Annotated in this window: 17 protein-coding genes; 5 read left to right on the top strand and 12 right to left on the bottom strand. The window is 32.8% G+C overall.

What is annotated here, in order from left to right; genetic code table 11:
• Positions 1–100: 100 nt before the first annotated feature.
• From STK_RS03755 to STK_RS03725, 7 genes are all read right to left on the bottom strand, one after another.
• A complete protein-coding gene (locus STK_RS03755) occupies positions 101–835 on the bottom strand; it encodes an IS1 family transposase (RefSeq protein ID WP_052846387.1) in 735 nt (244 codons plus the stop codon).
• A 309-nt stretch (positions 836–1,144) separates the two neighbouring features.
• The gene (locus STK_RS03750) at positions 1,145–2,122 is read right to left on the bottom strand and encodes a metallophosphoesterase family protein (protein ID WP_010978653.1); all 978 of its coding nucleotides are present in this window, start codon (positions 2,120–2,122) and stop codon (positions 1,145–1,147) included.
• A gap of 41 nt (positions 2,123–2,163) precedes the next feature.
• Positions 2,164–2,844, bottom strand: coding sequence for a glycerophosphodiester phosphodiesterase (locus tag STK_RS03745; RefSeq protein WP_010978652.1), 681 nt, complete (start codon positions 2,842–2,844; stop codon positions 2,164–2,166).
• 795 nt (positions 2,845–3,639) lie between these two features.
• Positions 3,640–4,272, bottom strand: a complete 633-nt coding sequence (locus STK_RS14760) for a maleate cis-trans isomerase (RefSeq protein ID WP_010978650.1) — start codon at positions 4,270–4,272, stop codon at positions 3,640–3,642.
• 303 nt (positions 4,273–4,575) lie between these two features.
• Positions 4,576–5,997: an MFS transporter gene (locus STK_RS03735; RefSeq protein ID WP_052846386.1), complete on the bottom strand. Its 1,422-nt coding sequence runs from the start codon at positions 5,995–5,997 to the stop codon at positions 4,576–4,578.
• 58 nt (positions 5,998–6,055) lie between these two features.
• Positions 6,056–7,312 carry a TldD/PmbA family protein gene (locus STK_RS03730; protein ID WP_010978648.1) on the bottom strand — a complete coding sequence of 419 codons (1,257 nt, stop codon included), beginning with the start codon at positions 7,310–7,312 and terminating at the stop codon, positions 6,056–6,058.
• Positions 7,305–8,690 carry a TldD/PmbA family protein gene (locus tag STK_RS03725; RefSeq protein WP_010978647.1) on the bottom strand — a complete coding sequence of 462 codons (1,386 nt, stop codon included), beginning with the start codon at positions 8,688–8,690 and terminating at the stop codon, positions 7,305–7,307. The genes STK_RS03730 and STK_RS03725 overlap by 8 nt, the downstream gene beginning before the upstream one ends.
• A 533-nt stretch (positions 8,691–9,223) precedes the next feature.
• Between STK_RS03725 and STK_RS03720 the strand changes: the two genes are divergently transcribed.
• Entirely contained in the window at positions 9,224–9,595 is a 372-nt protein-coding gene (locus tag STK_RS03720) for a HEPN domain-containing protein (protein ID WP_010978646.1), read from the top strand.
• Positions 9,576–9,917 (top strand): nucleotidyltransferase domain-containing protein, encoded by a 342-nt coding sequence (locus STK_RS03715; protein WP_010978645.1) that lies wholly within the window; start codon positions 9,576–9,578, stop codon positions 9,915–9,917. Before STK_RS03720 ends, STK_RS03715 begins: the two co-directional genes overlap by 20 nt.
• Positions 9,918–10,155: 238 nt before the next feature.
• Here STK_RS03715 and STK_RS03710 read toward each other — a convergent pair whose 3' ends face one another.
• A complete protein-coding gene (locus tag STK_RS03710) occupies positions 10,156–11,712 on the bottom strand; it encodes an ammonium transporter (RefSeq protein WP_010978643.1) in 1,557 nt (518 codons plus the stop codon).
• A gap of 240 nt (positions 11,713–11,952) precedes the next feature.
• On the opposite strand from STK_RS03710, the gene STK_RS03705 reads away from it, so the two are divergent.
• Complete coding sequence (locus STK_RS03705; RefSeq protein WP_010978642.1) at positions 11,953–12,447, top strand: zinc ribbon domain-containing protein; 495 nt, start codon at positions 11,953–11,955, stop codon at positions 12,445–12,447.
• Here STK_RS03705 and STK_RS03700 read toward each other — a convergent pair.
• The 3 genes from STK_RS03700 to STK_RS03690 all read right to left on the bottom strand — a co-directional run bounded on the left by STK_RS03700 (position 12,439) and on the right by STK_RS03690 (position 14,286).
• Entirely contained in the window at positions 12,439–13,017 is a 579-nt protein-coding gene (locus STK_RS03700) for an XdhC family protein (protein ID WP_010978641.1), read from the bottom strand. The genes STK_RS03705 and STK_RS03700 overlap by 9 nt on opposite strands.
• A 47-nt stretch (positions 13,018–13,064) precedes the next feature.
• Positions 13,065–13,370 (bottom strand): winged helix-turn-helix domain-containing protein, encoded by a 306-nt coding sequence (locus STK_RS03695; protein ID WP_010978640.1) that lies wholly within the window; start codon positions 13,368–13,370, stop codon positions 13,065–13,067.
• Positions 13,371–13,584: 214 nt separating this feature from the next.
• The gene (locus STK_RS03690) at positions 13,585–14,286 is read right to left on the bottom strand and encodes a hypothetical protein (protein ID WP_010978639.1); all 702 of its coding nucleotides are present in this window, start codon (positions 14,284–14,286) and stop codon (positions 13,585–13,587) included.
• Positions 14,287–14,323: 37 nt separating this feature from the next.
• Between STK_RS03690 and STK_RS03685 the strand changes: the two genes are divergently transcribed.
• Positions 14,324–14,995 carry a maleate cis-trans isomerase family protein gene (locus STK_RS03685; protein WP_010978638.1) on the top strand — a complete coding sequence of 224 codons (672 nt, stop codon included), beginning with the start codon at positions 14,324–14,326 and terminating at the stop codon, positions 14,993–14,995.
• A 30-nt stretch (positions 14,996–15,025) separates the two neighbouring features.
• Positions 15,026–15,868, top strand: coding sequence for an MBL fold metallo-hydrolase (locus STK_RS03680; RefSeq protein ID WP_010978637.1), 843 nt, complete (start codon positions 15,026–15,028; stop codon positions 15,866–15,868).
• 488 nt (positions 15,869–16,356) lie between these two features.
• Here STK_RS03680 and STK_RS03675 read toward each other — a convergent pair whose 3' ends face one another.
• Complete coding sequence (locus tag STK_RS03675) at positions 16,357–17,685, bottom strand: hypothetical protein (protein WP_010978635.1); 1,329 nt, start codon at positions 17,683–17,685, stop codon at positions 16,357–16,359.
• Positions 17,686–17,689: the final 4 nt, after the last annotated feature.

Genomic DNA, 17,689 nt, shown 5'->3' with positions numbered 1-17,689 from the left:
AATTAATGAAAATCTCATAAAGACTAGATATTAAGATAAGGTTTTGTATATCTTAATTTAAATATAGAAATATAAATACCCTAATGAGATAGTGTCGTCATTAAGCTACAAATTCTGGGATTAGCCTTCTCTCCCACAAGACTAGTGCTATAGAATACTTCACCATATTTATACTCCTGTTAACAGCCTTCGTAGCCCTCTTGAAACGTACAAGCCTATCCCTCAGTGAGGAATGAAGCCCCTCGTTGGGATTAACAAGTGAGACTACCGTGTGGTTTTTTAACCAAAAGTAAACGTTGTAATCATCACTCACCCACCTACCATCATCTGGCACGTAGTCCTTGACCTCACGAAAAGTATTCTCGTCCCTATCACCCACAGAGTAAATTATGTATAACCCTAGCCTAGTGTACACATAACAAGTGAATACCCACTTGTAGAAAGCCCTAGTGTTTCTGTACAAGTATGTCCACATCTCATCAACAACCTTAGTAACGACCTTACCCTTGACCAGCTCTTTAGCCTTATTCCACAAGTCCACTAGCTTCTCATATTTCCTCTTACCATAACGCTTAATCCAAGTGAAAACAGTACCCAGAGGTACGTTAAGAACCCTAGAAATAGCTCTCATACTCATACCATTAGTATACATCCTCAAAGCCTTCTCCCTCACCTCCTTAGAGTGGTGGTGATAAATTGCGTCTGCAAGGAAGTACTTACCGCAATCCCTACACAGAAACCTCTGCCTACCAAGAGGCTTACCGCACTTAACGACGTGATGACTACCACAAGAGGGACAAGCTAAATCTTGCCTAAATACAGGCTTCCTACCCATAAGTAATACTCGTAATACAAATATAAATAGCTTAATGACGACACTATCCCCTAATGACGACACTATGTGTAACTCTAACAATTTATTTAAGATAGGAATAAGATTTTACTGTTTTAAGATAAAAACTTTGCAATTTAGTTATGTTTTTTTTTAAAAATATCAATTCTCTTAGAGTTTTTAATGAAATTTTATTCATTTCAACAATCTGATTGATACTGTTTCATTCAGAAAATTAAAACGAAGTAGTAAAAGGATTTCTATACATAAGAAGAAATACATAACGTTATATTACTCTGTGCTTCTTAAATATTACCCATTCCTAAACATATATGTTTTTATTTTATCTCCTTCAAGCACTAGATACAGTGAATGAAGTATACCTTCACTATATTCACTGCCTGGATTAAATACCATTGTCCTACCTATCTTATCAAATCCTCTAGATTCATGTATATGCCCATGAAGTCCAACTAATGGCTGATACTCTTCAATTATCTTTCTAACACTCTTTGAACCTACATGGGTAAATACTATTTCTCCTCCTTTTACTACTGGCTTAAGATTTTCATCTAGGAGTGGCGCATTATCAAGATGTGTATTAAATGGTGGAGCATGAAAGTTATAAATAGCCTTACTTTGATCTTCTATTTTATTTACAATTTCCTTTAAATTTTTATAGAGTGTTTCTTCGTCTTGTTCTCTTGGTGTATGCCAAGGAGTTGGATTAACATAGCCATAAGATACCATCTCATGGTCGCCTATTCTTATTACCTCTCCTTCGGCCTTATGCATTATATCGCTTTCAGCTATAACATCAAATAAGAATTCTGGATCATCATTGCCTAAATTAACGTAAATTGGTATATTTGTTCCTTTAAGTTTCTCCTCAGCAATTTTTATCCATCCTCTTACAACTTCACTCATTGCTTGTTTAAATTTCTCATCTACAATCTTCTTATTATTTTGCATCTCTTCAAACTCTTTCTGATCAACTATAGTATAATAGTTTCCTTGATTTCTGATTTCATCAATAACTTTTTGTAAACCATCTCTTCCAAATTCTTGGTTATCTAACTTGTATCTTCCGTTACCAAGATCTACAATTGCGAATAACGCTTTTCCAGCTAAATCGCCCCCTATTATGAAAGCATCAACTTTGAACTGTAATCCAGCATTTAAGAACTTTTTAAATACAATATCAGAGCCGTGTAAATCACTTGTATATAAGATTTTTATCATTTGTTTTTTGTCAACTTGAGGTTCAGCTTTTCTTCTAAAAAGCCCCACTGGATAAATTTCCCCTTTACATTTAAATATTTAATCTATCTTCACTTTTTGGAAAGAATGATTTTTAGTTGTTTCATAATATCTGGTTTATCTGTAGCTATTGCATCAACACCATAGTAAACCATCTTTTCCAAAATACTAACGTCATTAACTACCCATGGTATTAGGAAGAACTTATTTCTTTTCAGTTCATGAACTTCTGTTCTATTCAATAGATTATATTTAGGCAACATAGCATAAGCTTTAATACTCTTAGCAATCTTTATCGGCGATGGAAGGGAAGAATAAATTAGTCCTATCCTTTTTCCTCCGCTTTCCTTAATTTTCTTTAACGAATCATAATTAAACGAAATGAATATAACGGAATCTAATATATTGAAACCTTTTACCTCATTCACAATCTGTTCCTCATACCCGCTTTCTTTTATTTCTAATAAATAAAGATCTGCTTTTACCTCACTTAATACTTCAGAAAGTAAAGGTATTTTTTCTCCGTGAGAGTCAAGTTTCTTAATCTCGTCTATAGTCATTTCACTCACTTTTCCTTTACCGTTTGTAGTTCTATCCACAGTTTCATCATGAATAACAATTATCTTTCCATCTTTTGTCCTTCTTAGATCCATTTCTATTCCTTCACAACCCATTTCAATAGCTCGTTTAAAAGCCCTTATAGTATTCTCTGGCTCATAAGCTGATGCTCCTCTATGTCCTATGCAGATCATATGAAAATGTAAATAAAGTTAAAATTTATTTCTTCCTCTACTAAACCAATGGATAAAAAGTTGATAAAATTTTTATCGACGACAGAAGGGACTTTGAGCATTATAAAGAAAGCACCTCCATCAGATGATAAATTCAAAAAATTAATAAAAAAAGTAATTATAGATGAATCTAAGCTTATTGAGAATATTCTTCTTGGAGAGGATATGATCAATGCGATGAAAGTTGGTTATAAAAATGCCATTTTAGGTTTTCTTCATTCTGCTGAAGAGAATAACAGGTTTCTAATAGAGAGAGCATCTCTTTCAACATTTATTACTCATACAACAACTGCTTATTATGAAGCATTAAAGAACATGGATTGGCATAAGCTAGTAGATGATGGTTTTATAATCCGTTCTGGTGGAGAAGCATTAACTAAAATAAGAAAGTATGCCGGAATAAGGGAAGTGAATGCTACTACTATTTACTTTACTGGCGTACCAGTTTGTGAGAAGCATCTAAAATGGGAGAAATATGCAATGCCTATTCATGAAATTTTTTCAGAATTAGGAATGAAAAGGAATAAAAAGGAGATAAAATGTAAATACTGTAAAAATGATGCAAAATATTTTATATTAGCCATGCCAAAAGCTAGTGCATTAATAGCCTTAGCTTGTGAAACAATAGGTAAAAATTCTAATTCTCTCTTAAAAATATACGCAAATCTTTCTAGGATTCTTCACCCATACGGTTTTACTAACCTTGACAAAGATATAGTTTTCACAATTTGGGCAAGGGATTTGTTAATGATTCTTTCAGAAATCAATGAGCTTCTTTTCCCTTGCGACTTCAAAGAGAGAAGAGGAAGCAGTAACAACAGGAAGTCTGCCCTCCAATTCCTTAAGGATTGGAAGAGTAGAAAGAATAGTACAAGCAATATAAATGGCGTCAGCTGAGGACTGATGAGCAATCTTTGTAGCCTCGATAATCAACTCATGCGGAGTAGAAGCTATTGCCTCGCCACCAGTTCTTCCTAGGCTTATAGAGCCAACAATATCAAATCCCCAATCTCTTAGCCACTTAATTTCGTATTCATGTCTTCTTTGATTATAAGGAGTTATAACATAAATTTTCTTAGCATTTAATTCCCTCAGTCTAGTAATAATTGTCTCAGTAGCAATAAGAACTGGTTTAGAAAAGAACTTTTTCATCTTTTCCATTCCTGGTCTATAAAAAACTCCATATGACCTAGCGTAAAATATAACATCAGCTAATTCTACTTGCTTCTTTATTTTCTCTAATTCTTTAAACATTCTTTCCTGTTCATCTTTCCTTATTCCATGTCCAGGGTAGTATTTCATTGTGAAAATCCTAAACTTGCCTGGATATAGATCATTAACATCTCTGGGCAGTGTAGGATTTTCCTCAGAAATTATTAATGAAATCATAAAGTACTCATATCGTCTTACTGATTTATCTTTTTCTTATCCAATTTTATATTATATCTTAGCTTAGTAATAGTGATATAACAATAGTGACATACTTTGTATTTTCCGATTTTTTAACTATAATTAATTAGAAGATTACGCTTAGTTTTAGATATATATTCTACTAGACTTTAGAGGATAAAATATTATTCTTAGGTAAGGGGGCAACCTAGGGATATTCTTGACTGTCCGTTTAATTATAAATTGCAGAAAGAGTCAGTAATTGTTATTGTTTCCTGCTAACATAAAAAATTTAGTGTAAGTTTATGATGTGGGCGAGGCCAGATTGCTTCTTACCTCCTTTCCTCTTAATGCTGATAATACTAATCCTACGAATAGAATAATAGCCCCTAACACTAGTGCTGAATGTATACCAGTAATAAATTGAGCTGGTATCTTACCATTATAAGTCCCTAAGAATACTTCAAATGCCACATATCTTGGAACTGTAAGAGATGAGATAGTTATTGCTAGCACATAACTTAAAAGCAAACCCATATTTGATAAAGTTCTTTGTAAACCAGAAACTCCACCGTAAATTCCTCTTCTCGCATTAGCCATTATAGCACTATTATTTGCTGGATAGAAAAATGATGAACCAATACCCCCTACAAGGCTAGCAAATATTATGTCAATTAAAGGAGTATTTATACCAGTAGCTATACTTATATAAAGGAATATTGCAATAATCATTAATCCCATTCCTAGTGTTGCGGGAATTCTCGAACCAATCTTATCAGATAGCCTACCAGTAAATGGTGCAATTAAACTGGCAATTACATAACCTGGAACTAGCAAAAGCGACGCTTGAAAGGGAGTTAGTCCTCTAACACCTTGTAAATACATAATTATTATAAACGCGACTGATAAGTAGCCGAGGCTTTGGAAAAATGACGCAAATAATGAATAAGTTAAAACTCTGTTTTGAAATACGGAGAAATCAATTATAGGATTCTTTACTCTTTTCTCTACAAAAAGAAATCCTATGAAGACTATTAATCCAACTAGTATCATTATTTCATTTTTAAGAACTAAACCTTCTCCCGCAATGTCAGCTGCACCATAACTTATTAAAGATAAGGAAGAAGCAAGAAGAACTGTTCCGGGGATATCAAATCGTCCTTCAGTAACCTCTTTTGCTCTTATAAATTTAAAACTCAAGATAGATGCTACAATACCTATTGGAATATTAATATAAAAGATATATCTCCAACCGATAAATGTAGTTATAATCCCACCTAGAATTATACCAAGCATTGCTCCAACGTTCCAACCTATTGATGTAAATCCATAGGCCTTACCTCTTTCATTAGGAGGAAAGTTATCTGCAATTACAGCACCACCAGTTGACTGCATCATAGCTCCGCCTAACGACTGAATACCTCTAAACGTTATTAAAGAACCAATATTTGGTGAAGCACCACACAATGCGGAACCAATAGTGAAGACAACAAATCCCCAATTATACACTTTATCCCTACCTACCTTGTCGCCTACTCTGCCTAACTGTGTTGTTAGGACTAGAACTACAAAGATATAAAGAATTATTACCCAAATTGCAGTGAAAAAGTCTGTATGCAAATCTTGGACTATTACTGGCAAAGCTAAAATTACTACAGTACTATCCACAGCAGCCATCATAGTTCCAAGCATAACTATAGCAAGAATAATGTTCCTTTTATCCATAAAATATTCTCTCATAGTTATTTAATAAGTGTTTCGGGTCTGAACTATTAAAAAAATACTAAGCCCTAGTTATGTTTACATTCTTAACTAAAATAAAGGGAGATATAGTAGGTAATGGAGCATCCCACCATTTCACAGCAAAACTCTCTTTAGAAACTTCTTCTATGTTTTTTAAAATTCTAGGAATATAATCAGAAATCCTAATCCTTCCAGCATTACCTATGGGTTTACCATCTTTGTAGACAATTACAGCATCCCTACAAACTGTTGAGAAAGCTCCCTCTAGATAGTTCTGATACCTAGTATACCAATTATTATTGATAAAGATTACATTACCAGAAAGAAGAGAATCAAACTTTACGTTACCACTTTTAACTTCAATTCCGAAAGAAACCGGAGAAATAATACCAGCATTTCCAGTTGACTTAGCATTCATTAGTTTTGCCAGCTCATTATTATAAAGTAACGTTTGAAATATACCATTTTCTATTAAAGGTTTATCATAAGTAAACGTTGCTTCATCATCAAATTCTCTAATACCTAACTTATTAGGAACATCGTAAATACTTAACTTCTCGCTAGCTATCTTATCACCTTGCTTTACATTGTATAGGAATGACGAACCAGTATATACACTAAATGCTGAAGCGAAATAACTGAAATCACTCATTAAGTTTCCAACAACCAGCGGTGAAAGCACTAAATCGTATTTTCCATCATAAACCTTTGTCTCTCCATCTATTGAAGCTAAGATATTTGCTTGTTTTATGCTGTCCTTTAAAGGTGATAAAGAATCTGAATAGAAAGCCCATTGGCCAGAATAGTTCTTATTAAAAGCCCTAAAGTACCCATCCGCTGAATATTTTACAGTTAATCCGTTAAAACCTTTTGAAGTAACCAAAGAGATAGAATTCTCACTCACTTGAAGTACTCCAGATAGTGGAAACTCAGAGGAGTAAATGTCTTCAACAATAGAACTTATGTCACCTTTCTCTATGACATCTTTTAGATTAGAATAACTGATAGATTTTAGCTCTCTGTCATTATCACTAAAAACTGGTGTCAGGAAGGCTTCTTTGACTACATTAAACATTTCCTTAATTTTTTCAACATCTATCTCACCATTTGAAGATACTGCTAAATACTTATTCCCTTTTCTTACTATAACATTTAATTCAGTATTCACAAGCCTTTGAACTTCTACAATTTCACTGTAAACAAACTTAACTAACAATTTCCTAGTCTTAAGTTGAAGAATACCAACTTCATCAAAGCCTTTTAAACTTTCCATTAACTTAATTAGCTCCTCATTCATAACCTCTCACCTTTACGGAAATATTCCTTAATCTCATATTTGGCCCACCCATCCAAACTGGGATACCTTGATCCGGATCTCCTTTTCCGCAGGTACCGTAGTAAAACTTTAAAGTATTATCTATAGCGTCAATTGAAGATAGGAATTCAAAAGTTGTGCCCTCAATAACAGGGAATAATAATGGTTCTTTAATTTCACCATTTCTAACTTCATAAGCTTCCAGACCTATATAGCGTTGACCGATTCTCAGATCATCAATATTCCATTCCATATAGGATTTTAGATAAATACCGTCCTTAACGTCTTCAAGAAGCTCATCAAATGTAAAATTACTAGGCATAAAGAAAGTGTTAGACATCCTAACTAACGGCTCTCTATCAAATCTTGAAGCCCTAGCAGAACCATTACTATTCACACCGAATTTATATGCTGAAAATCGATCTTGAAGTAATTCGTTTATCTTTCCATCTTTTATTAAAAACTTAGCCCTAGCCTTAATACCTTCATCATCAATTAAGTAAAATCCAGAACTGTTAGGAAGCGTTGGATCATCAATAACATTAACAATGTCAGAACCAATTTTCTCACCAAAATTTCTATTAACTAAATAACTTAAACCAGCTTGAGCCGATTCCCTACCAAGAACTCTGTCAGCCTCAAATGGATGACCTACAGACTCATGAGCCATTATACCAGATAGCATATTACTGAATATTACATCTTTTCTTCCAGGAGTAACTCCTTTACCCTTTGTAAGTACTTCATCAACGTTTCTGATTTTCTCGGCCAATGCATTTTCTATGTCCCAAATTTTTATCAACTCAAAACCTCCACTACCTCCAAATTCCTCATAAAATGTTGCACTAGCCTTATCACTAACCATTGAAACACTTGCTGAGACATGAATTCTTGGCACTAACCCATGAACAGTAGTACCGTCTTCAAACAAAATATTCTTATCCTCAACTGATTCAGAATAACTGAAAATGACAGAAACTATTTTGGAATTAACCTTTATATTTTTTAGACTATTTGCAATATTAACAAAAATTTTCTGTTTTTCTTCAAGTGGCACATCTTTTATTTTCTCCTTTTCATTAACTGAGTATTCCCCGCTTGTTCTCTGATCCAAAGAGTAGCCTTTTTCCCATTCTTTTAAGGAAAATGACAAAGGAGATAGATCCTTTACATCTGAAGAAGAAGTAAAGTACATAACAGAATCCTTAAATGCTCTAACACTGTAACCAGAATGACTGACACTAGCTAAACCAGCAGGGGAACCGTTAATAACAAAGAAGTGGGTAGAACTTATTTTATGTTCCCTTACCTCAACATACTCGAATTCAGAAAACTTTTTCAGAATCGCATTTAGATCCATAAGTTATTTAGGTGTATACTAACTATTATAAATTCCTTTACATAAGACTTTTGCTTTCAACTTAATAAGACCTCTAATTTGAATAATTTAAGTGCAAAAATAGTAGTACATTACTTAAAGATATTAAGGAAAATCTGATTCCTAATGTAAGTAAAGTATTTTTCTGTATAGTACTAAAATATTTCTTCATGAAAATAATATTTAAGCTCTGTATTTCTTAGAAGCTAGTAAACATCTAATTTAACTTCCTTGGGCTATACTGAAGCATATCTTTAATAAAATCGTTGTTTAACTAGATTTATTAAAAGATTTTTCTTTATTAAAAATTATATACTAGATTAATGTATTGCTATATACTAAAATTTATAGAAATGCAAGTAATCTAACGCAAGCAGTATAATTATTTTCTCCCTGAGTTTTATTTTCATTATATTATGAAGAACGTTTTCTACTTCGCCCTAAACCTTTTCGTTTTTTAGATTAATTCTTCTTCCTGAGCTAAATCTAATAAAGATATGTTATAATTTTATTCTATGGCAGAATACTTAAAAGAGAACGCAATTGATTTCTTTAATAACGCTAAGGATAACCTAAGTAAGGGTAAATATAATCTTGCAATGTTTAGCCTTGAACAAGCATTACAACTTTCTCTGAAATATACGCTTTATCAACTTACCGGAACTTTTGAGAAAACTCATGACGTGAAGAGATTAATGAAACAAGTTATTGAAATAACAAAAAATAAAGAATTAGAGAGGATAATGAACGAGCAAAATGTACTTTTAGATTTAATTGAGCAGTCATATATTACAGCAAGATATTTACCTTATAAATATGAGGAAAATACTGTTGAGAAAGCTTTGAAAGTGGTCGAGGAGATTCTACATGTATTGGGAATTATATAAGTGGTGGAGTCAGAGAAAGGAGATCCTCGCTAAGGCTAGGGATTACGTTAGAAAAATAAAAAGGATATGTGTTGAGAATATTGATCCAGAATGTAGAGTGATACTCTTCGGTTCAATAGCTAGAGGAAATTACAGAATTGATAGTGATATAGATGTACTTATTATAACTGAAAAGGGAAAGAGTGCTTGGGATAAAGCTGTAATATCTTCGCTAATTAAAGAGAAGATAGGTTTTGGAGATCCGCTAGAACTTCACGTTGTAACAAGAAAAGAGTATGAGGAGTGGTATAAAAAGTTCATTGACGTTTATGAGGAATTTTGATCCCACTATAATTTATCATATTCGTATTTATGGGCCTTATACTACTAATTGTGGGACTTTTGATTCTGTCTCTGTACCTATCTGAGACCTAGTTCATGGAATCAAATAAGAAGTTCTTTATATTTTCTATGTAATTTTTAGAGAAATTTATTGGCTGAGGAAATATGAGAGTCTATAAAAAGTTATCAAAGAATGGTCTTCTACTAGGAGAAAATAAAGAATTCTATCTTAATAAAAATTATTTAGATTTTTTCTCATCTGGATCTTCTTTCTCTTCTTGTGCCTCTTCTCTAATTTCTTCTTTCTTTATCTGCGATTCTGGTAAAGTAGCTAGTAGTTCAGAATATGCTACTTCTCCATGCATTGCATAATCACCGATAGCTAATGTATCAGGTGGTGCTTGCAATGGTATGAATAGTCCTATTAACTTTAACAGACCAAAAGTTATTGCAAAATCATAAACAAATACTACTGCTGCAGCGGCAGCTTGTATTCCTAGTTGATATAAGTTACCATATAAAGCACCTTTTAACGTTGGATCCACATATTGTGTCACATTTGGATCTGCGAACACACCAGTTAACAATCCTCCCACTATTCCTGCAATACCGTGAGTAGAGAATACTCCTAATGTATCATCAACTTTCAGTCTAGGCTCAAATTTATACAGAGATAACCATGGTATACTTCCAGATGCAATTCCAATAAGCATTGCTTCCCAACCATTTACATATCCTGCAGCTGGCGTAATAGCTACAAGTCCAGTTATTGCACCACTTGTTGCACCCACTAATGTTGGTTTCTTAAAGAATGCCATATCCATTAACATCCAAGTTATTGCACTAACAGCTGTTGCAATATTTGTATTTAATACTGCTATTGCAGCATCGATTGTTGCACCACCGGGATCACCACCGTTAAATCCATCCCATCCTAACCAAATTAAACCAGCTCCTGCAAGAACTAATGGTAAGCTATGAGCTTCTAATTTTCTTTCAGATGCTAATCTAGGACCTATTGCTAATGCAGCAGCTAACGCACCGACTCCGGCATCTACATGGATAACATATCCTCCGCTAAAGTCTACAGCTCCTAGTTGATTTAACCATCCACCAGCAAATAACCAATAAGCTACTGGGCTATATACTAATAAACTCCAGAAGGGTACAAATATCATCCATGCTTTGAAATTCATTCTCTCTAATACTCCTCCAGCTAATAATACTGGAGTTATTGCGGCAAAGACAAATTGGAAGAATATGTAAGTAGATGTTGGAATATCTACCGGTGTTCCAGTTGGACCAAATACGGTTTGACTAGCTTCATAGTGACCTAACCATGCTGGTAATGGATAACCTAAAATTCCATAACCGTTAATACTAAGTAATGCAGGATGACCAAAACCAGCATTATAACCAGCTATCATCCAAACAACTAAAACTGCAGCAAAAGCATAAAATACCATTAATGCGGAATTTACAGCATATTTCTTTTTGGATAATCCAGCATAATATAGTGCTACACCAGGTACACTTTGAAGTCCTACAAACGTTGCAGCCGTAAGCATCCATGCATTACTACCCGTATCTAACCAGCTAGGAACTGCTGCAGATGGGTAATCTGCTGTATGATTTTCTAAAGCCAAAATACTTTGATTTAAACTCTGTATTTCTGCTGTAGTATTTGATGATGTCTGTCCAAATGAGTGTAATGATAATAGAATGATTGAAAAACTAATTAGTATTATTAATAACTTTATAAGATTATTTTGGGGAAAGGTTTTTTGAATTTCCATCGATAACCATTTAATTCTAAATTGGTTATAAGCATTTTTGATATTTTCATTAAAACTTTTTAGTTTTTTAACGCCTTTAGGCGAAACACTTTTCGAATTAATAATTATAAATAAGGGCCTTGCTTTAATCTTTTTTTATTTCAAATGTTTTAATTAAAAATATTCTGATAGTAAAGTATAAGTAAACATAAGGTTTTATGAAAGGGAAAGGTTTATTTACTTTTCACATTATTCTTATTTATGCAGAAGACCTATACTGGTAGATATGTTAACATACCCCTTTTAGCCCAAGAAATTAATAACCTCTTTCTAAGTGAGGGTTGGGAAAGTCAAGTTATGCAATTAACTACACCAATGATGATGCAACCTGGTATGCCGCAATATTATGATTATGAAATAAGAGCTATGAAAAAAGGTCACTTTCATCATGTTGAAAATGTTATAGTAAGACTTAGAGGTTATCCAAATGAGTTTTCAATAATTGTTGAAGAGGAACATATAGGACCTTTAGGTAGAGAATTAATAAACCACAGACTATTTGGAACAATTGATAAGCAAATAACTGATGGGATGTATGATATGCCTTTACCAATGCAACAACAACCTATGCCAACTCCTCAGCAACCAATGAGTCAACCAATGGCACAAACTGCTGGAATCAGATGTTCACAATGCGGTTATCAAAATCCTCCTGGAGCTAAATTCTGCCTTAACTGCGGTACAAAATTATTCTAACTCCTCAACTATTTTGCTGAATTCCTTAACTTCAGAAAGAGGTCTACCGCTGGCATTTCTTGATACAGCCAAAATTTCTGCAACAATACTTAAAGCAATTTCTTTTTCATTCTTTGCACCAATATCTAATCCAGCCGGTATTCTTAATCTTTTTATTTGTTCCTTAGAAATTCCAGCTTGTAAAAGCCTTTTCATTATTACTTTAGCTCTTTTTATACTCATGATAACAAAAATCTCCTTAGCACCTCCTAAAACAGATTTCATTATGGCCCAAGTATCATAGACGTGCCTAGTAGCTACTACTACATAAGCATCTTTTACTATTTCATCGGGTACTTGAAAACTGGTACCTTTTATTACATTATCGGCTTCGTAGGGAGTATCATCAGCAAAAGGATCAATAACAGTAACATGATATCCGAGATCTTTTAGATACCTAGTTATAAAAGGTGCAACGGATATACTTCTTCCAGTGCATTTACTTGCATCCACTTTAACGCTATCTCTATCACAAAAGACAGGTTCTTCCATATCTGCTTCTCTACTTGAAGCAAAAATTACAACATTCATAAAGGAGTATTGAGAAAGAAAAAATAAAAAGCTTAGTTTTAAAAAACTTAGTCTTCTCCGTAAATCTCCTTTATTTGAGCAACTACCTTGTCTAAACCAGATTTCTTTTCCTTATAATCCTTGAGGAGATCTAGTAATTTTCTGCCCTTATCGGTTAGATAATATAGACCGTCCTTTTGTACTATTAGTTCTTTTTCTACTAACTTGTTTATATAGTTGTTTGTTAGTTCATAGCTTAGATTTGCCTTATACATTAACCAAGTTTTCTTTGCTCCATTCTCGCATTGAGATAGTATATCATGTATTATTTCATACCTAGTCCTCTTTTTTCTTCCAACTTGGGCTTCTGTCATCAAATACTAATAACCGAAAGAAACTTATAAATTTTACTTCTAAATCCTATCGTTATTAAAAGGAATTTCAATGAAACTCTTTTCCTTCAATTTAAGTTATATACAAACAAGAGAATGGTACTACGATTTTTTAAGCAGATATATAAGTAAGTATTAAACAAACCTATTTATTTCCATTTCATAATATGTTAAGGAAAACATATTTTAAAAATAGTTAAGATTTCATGTAAGTTTTTAGTTTCTGAAATACTAACCATGAAGCATGAGAGGCTGATTCTAGGCTTCTTACTGTAGGAAATAAGTTCCATTCTACCTCTCCGTGAGCTAAAAGATTCCTAACATTTACAGATAGTCTAAAAACAAAACTTAATTTATCATCCATAAATTTCTCAGCCCAACTTAATAATGAACCTTGAGAATAAGGAAAAACCTCGCCATTAACTTTAACCTTATACTTACTCCATCCTTTTCTTCTTATATAAAGTTTTAAGCGTCTATAATCTATGTTATTAACTTTAATTTTCTTATCCTTATATTGAATAATTACCCCACTTTTAACATATTCTGAGTATAAAGATCTCAAAGCCATTTCCATAACTAGATAAATTTCCAATGTCGCAACATCATTTATTCCACATTCCAACAGCTTCAATGCACTATTTTGAATTTTTATCACTTTATCTGGTAAATCCCAGTGTAACTCGCCTTTCCCTAGTACTATATATGGTATATTAGCAAGAAAGACTCCAATTACATCTTCTTCCCTATCCATCTTAATCTTCTCATCTCTAATAATAAGATAACCATTCTCGTACCTGATATGAGATAAAGCTCTCTTTAAGATCTTCTTATCCCCTTCCTTCTCATACTGAAAAAAATCCTTTATTGCTTTTCTAATTTTTGTCTTAATACTCACAGAACTTTTATAGTTACATGTAATAAAAAAGGTTACAATGCCTGGAGGAAGAGGTAGGATAGGAGTTATATTGCCAGCTAATAATGCAGGAATGGAATACGATTTATGGAAAATGGCACCAGAAGGTGTTTCTATACACTCAACGAGAATGAAGCCTACTAAAGGATGTGAACCAGAAAATGTAGAAGAATTTGAGAAAGAGTTGAAATACTCTTACTCTTTGTTAGCTGAAGTCTCAGACATAATTATTTACGGTAGAACTTATGGTACTCATAAACATGCTCATGTTATAAAGAGAGTAATAAAAGATGTAGTTATACCAGAAGAATCTGTATATGAACTACTTAAGAAATTAAATGTTAGAAAACTTTGGATAGGAACTCCTTATATAAAGGAGAGGACTTTAGAAGAAGTAGAATGGTGGAGAAATAAGGGGTTTGAAATAGTTGGCTATGATGGATTGGGAAAAATTAGAGGAATAGATATCTCAAATACACCAATTTTCACAATATATAGGTTAGTAAAAAGGCATTTAAATGAAGTTCTTAAGGCTGATGCAGTATATATTGCTTGTACAGCACTTTCAACTTATGAAGCTGTTCAATACTTACATGAGGATTTAGATATGCCAGTAGTTTCAGAAAATGCTGCTGCAATGTGGGAAGCATTAAATAAATTAAAGATAAAAGCAAAACTTCCAGGGTTTTAGAAATATAAACTATCAAAAAGAAAAAAGTTTATGGAACAAGTTAAAAGGTTAAAAATAACGGTCTTAAGCGACAATTTCACTAGCACAATAATTCCTCCGCTAATTGGTGAATGGGGATTCTCGGCATATATTGAAGCTGATCAGATCAGAATATTATATGATCTAGGAAATTCTGGGTTACCAGTACTTCACAATGCCAAACTCTTAGGTATAGACTTATCAAAGGTTGATTATGTAGTTTTAAGCCACGGTCATTCAGATCATACTGGTGGTTTAGGAAATAAGGAACTTCTTGAACTTCTAAAGGGAAAAACATTGATTGCACATCCTTCTATCAGCGAGAAGAAGTTTCTAAATTGGAGTGGGAGATTACAATACATAGGATTACCTTTAACAAGGGAGGAATTAGAGAAAAATTTCAATTTAATTCTTACTAAAAAGCCATTAGAGTTTACTAAAGGGGTTATGTTTAGCGGTGAAGTAAAGAGGTACGGATATAAGGAATATAATTCTGGATTATTTAAGGCATCAGAAGAGGGTATTGAGGAAGATAAATTATATGATGATATTGCATTATTTATAAATACTCCTAGGGGGCTTGTTATTTTAACTGGCTGTGGTCATTCTAATATCCTAAATATTATAAATTATGCAAAAGAAGTTACTGGTGTAAATAAAATATATGCCGTTTTAGGAGGATTTCATTTACTTTCTTCTGATGACCAACATGTTAAGGATGTTATTAATAAGCTTTCTTCTCAAGCTTCTAAAATAGCTCCTGCTCACTGTAGTGGGAATCTCGCTAAGAGCCTCGTCACTAAGGAACAATTCATCGATTTTGGAGTAGGAAAGAGTTTCGAGATATTCGAATGAGATACTTTCTAGTAATATTCTCCCAATCTTTGCTAAATAATACCTTAGTAAGGGAAGTGAAGAGTAAGGAAGTTTTATTACTTTCCCACCTTCCACGAATATTTCAATCTCCTTTTTTTCGTGGTTTACATAAACTATGGAATTGTTAAAGTAAAGTATTTGTGTGAGTTGATTAAGAGTATAATCTCCTAAATTAACGTCTCCCAACTCTTCTACGAAATATGAGAGAGGTAAATCGGTATCATATACTATCATCGGTCTTGCAAACCTAACTTCAACTCCGTTTAGGTCTTTTATATATTTTACTTCTTTTATTCTTTTGCCATCATAGTAGAACTTTTTATCATTAGTTAAAAAAAGAATCTTGACCATAAGATATAGTATTATTCCTTTTTCTTTTATATCTTATGTCTAAAGTTTCTTTAACGGATAAATAGATATCCCTAAATAAACTATAAAAACTATATAACACTATATAGTTTATATAGTCATACAAAACCCTTTTCAATTAGCTCATAGGAAATAGTTTCCCAGTTCTTCTTTCTGACAACTAAGATAGTGATAGTAATAGAGATAAAAGCAAAAACAAGTGAGGATATTAAGGATAAAGCAGAGATAACTGAAACTCCCATTACCATATATTCAGAAAATATAATCAGTAACATACCGCTTCCCGCTCTATAATTATATACCTCACCTCTGAATTGTATAGGGTTTAACTTACTAGAGAGGTAAGAAGTGAGAGAGTAGCCCATTAATGATCCGAAAAACAATGTAATTCCTAAAGAAGGATACCCTAATACTATATCTGATAAAGCAAAGGGGAGTGCAATTAGAGAATTTTGAAGAGACTTAAATAAAATTCTCATAGATAAATACGATCCCCTATCTAATGAGACAAAAATAATCCAGGGTCTTTCTTGGGATATTGCATAAATTCCCATGCTCATTAAAAATGCTAAAATTACGACAGATGGTGCTACAATATCATAAAAGGTGAAATCAACTAGTTTAAAGATGCTATAATATATTATGGCGAGTAAAACAGATGTAGCAATTACTTTTGGAAAATATAGAACATAATAGAAAAGTTTTCTACCAGATAATGAATTCCCGTAACCCCAAGCAAATTCATAGGTTAAAATGAAATGCTTTATAAGAAAGTTTTTACTATTGCTATATTTTATAACACTCTTTGCTATTTCCCCCTTTTGGCTTGAAACTTGAATTTGGGGATCTGACAGTGATCTATATATAACTGGAATAGAATATACTAGAGAAGAGATAATTCCTAAATATGGTTTTCCGAATAATATTGATGTAGGAGAAAATTGTATTCCGAAAAATGGGAACCAAACCCAAACTGCTGTAAATACGATAAGATAAATCTTCTCTTTAACTAGAGATAAACTACTAACAGCAATACCGAAGATAGAAAAAGACAAAAGAGTAAAAATACTTAGTGGCATGGAGTAAATAAACAAAAACATAATCCCTAGAACAATAAAATATCCTCCACCTAGGAGTATTGAAGCTATCATATATAGTAGCGATATTTCACCCTTCTTTAGAGGGGATGTAAAAAGAAAATCATAATCAGCTTTTTGTACTGTAGAAGAGAAACCGCTAAAGATAACAAAGAAGGTCACAAATTCAGCAAAATTTATTTTTAAACCATTAAAAATTCTGGGCTCAAAAATACTATTAGCTAATGCTGAATATGTAATAATAATAAAGAATAGAAATATTAAAGTGCCTAAGATGAAAGGCTTTGTAAACCTAGAAAGAAGAAAATACTTTATGACTTTGAAATTCACAATT

Origin of the sequence: Sulfurisphaera tokodaii str. 7, assembly GCF_000011205.1 — an archaeon.
Classification (GTDB): Archaea; Thermoproteota; Thermoprotei_A; order Sulfolobales; family Sulfolobaceae; genus Sulfurisphaera; species Sulfurisphaera tokodaii.
Note: the sequence above shows the minus strand (reverse complement) of the source record. Positions and strands in the feature narration are given on the sequence as shown.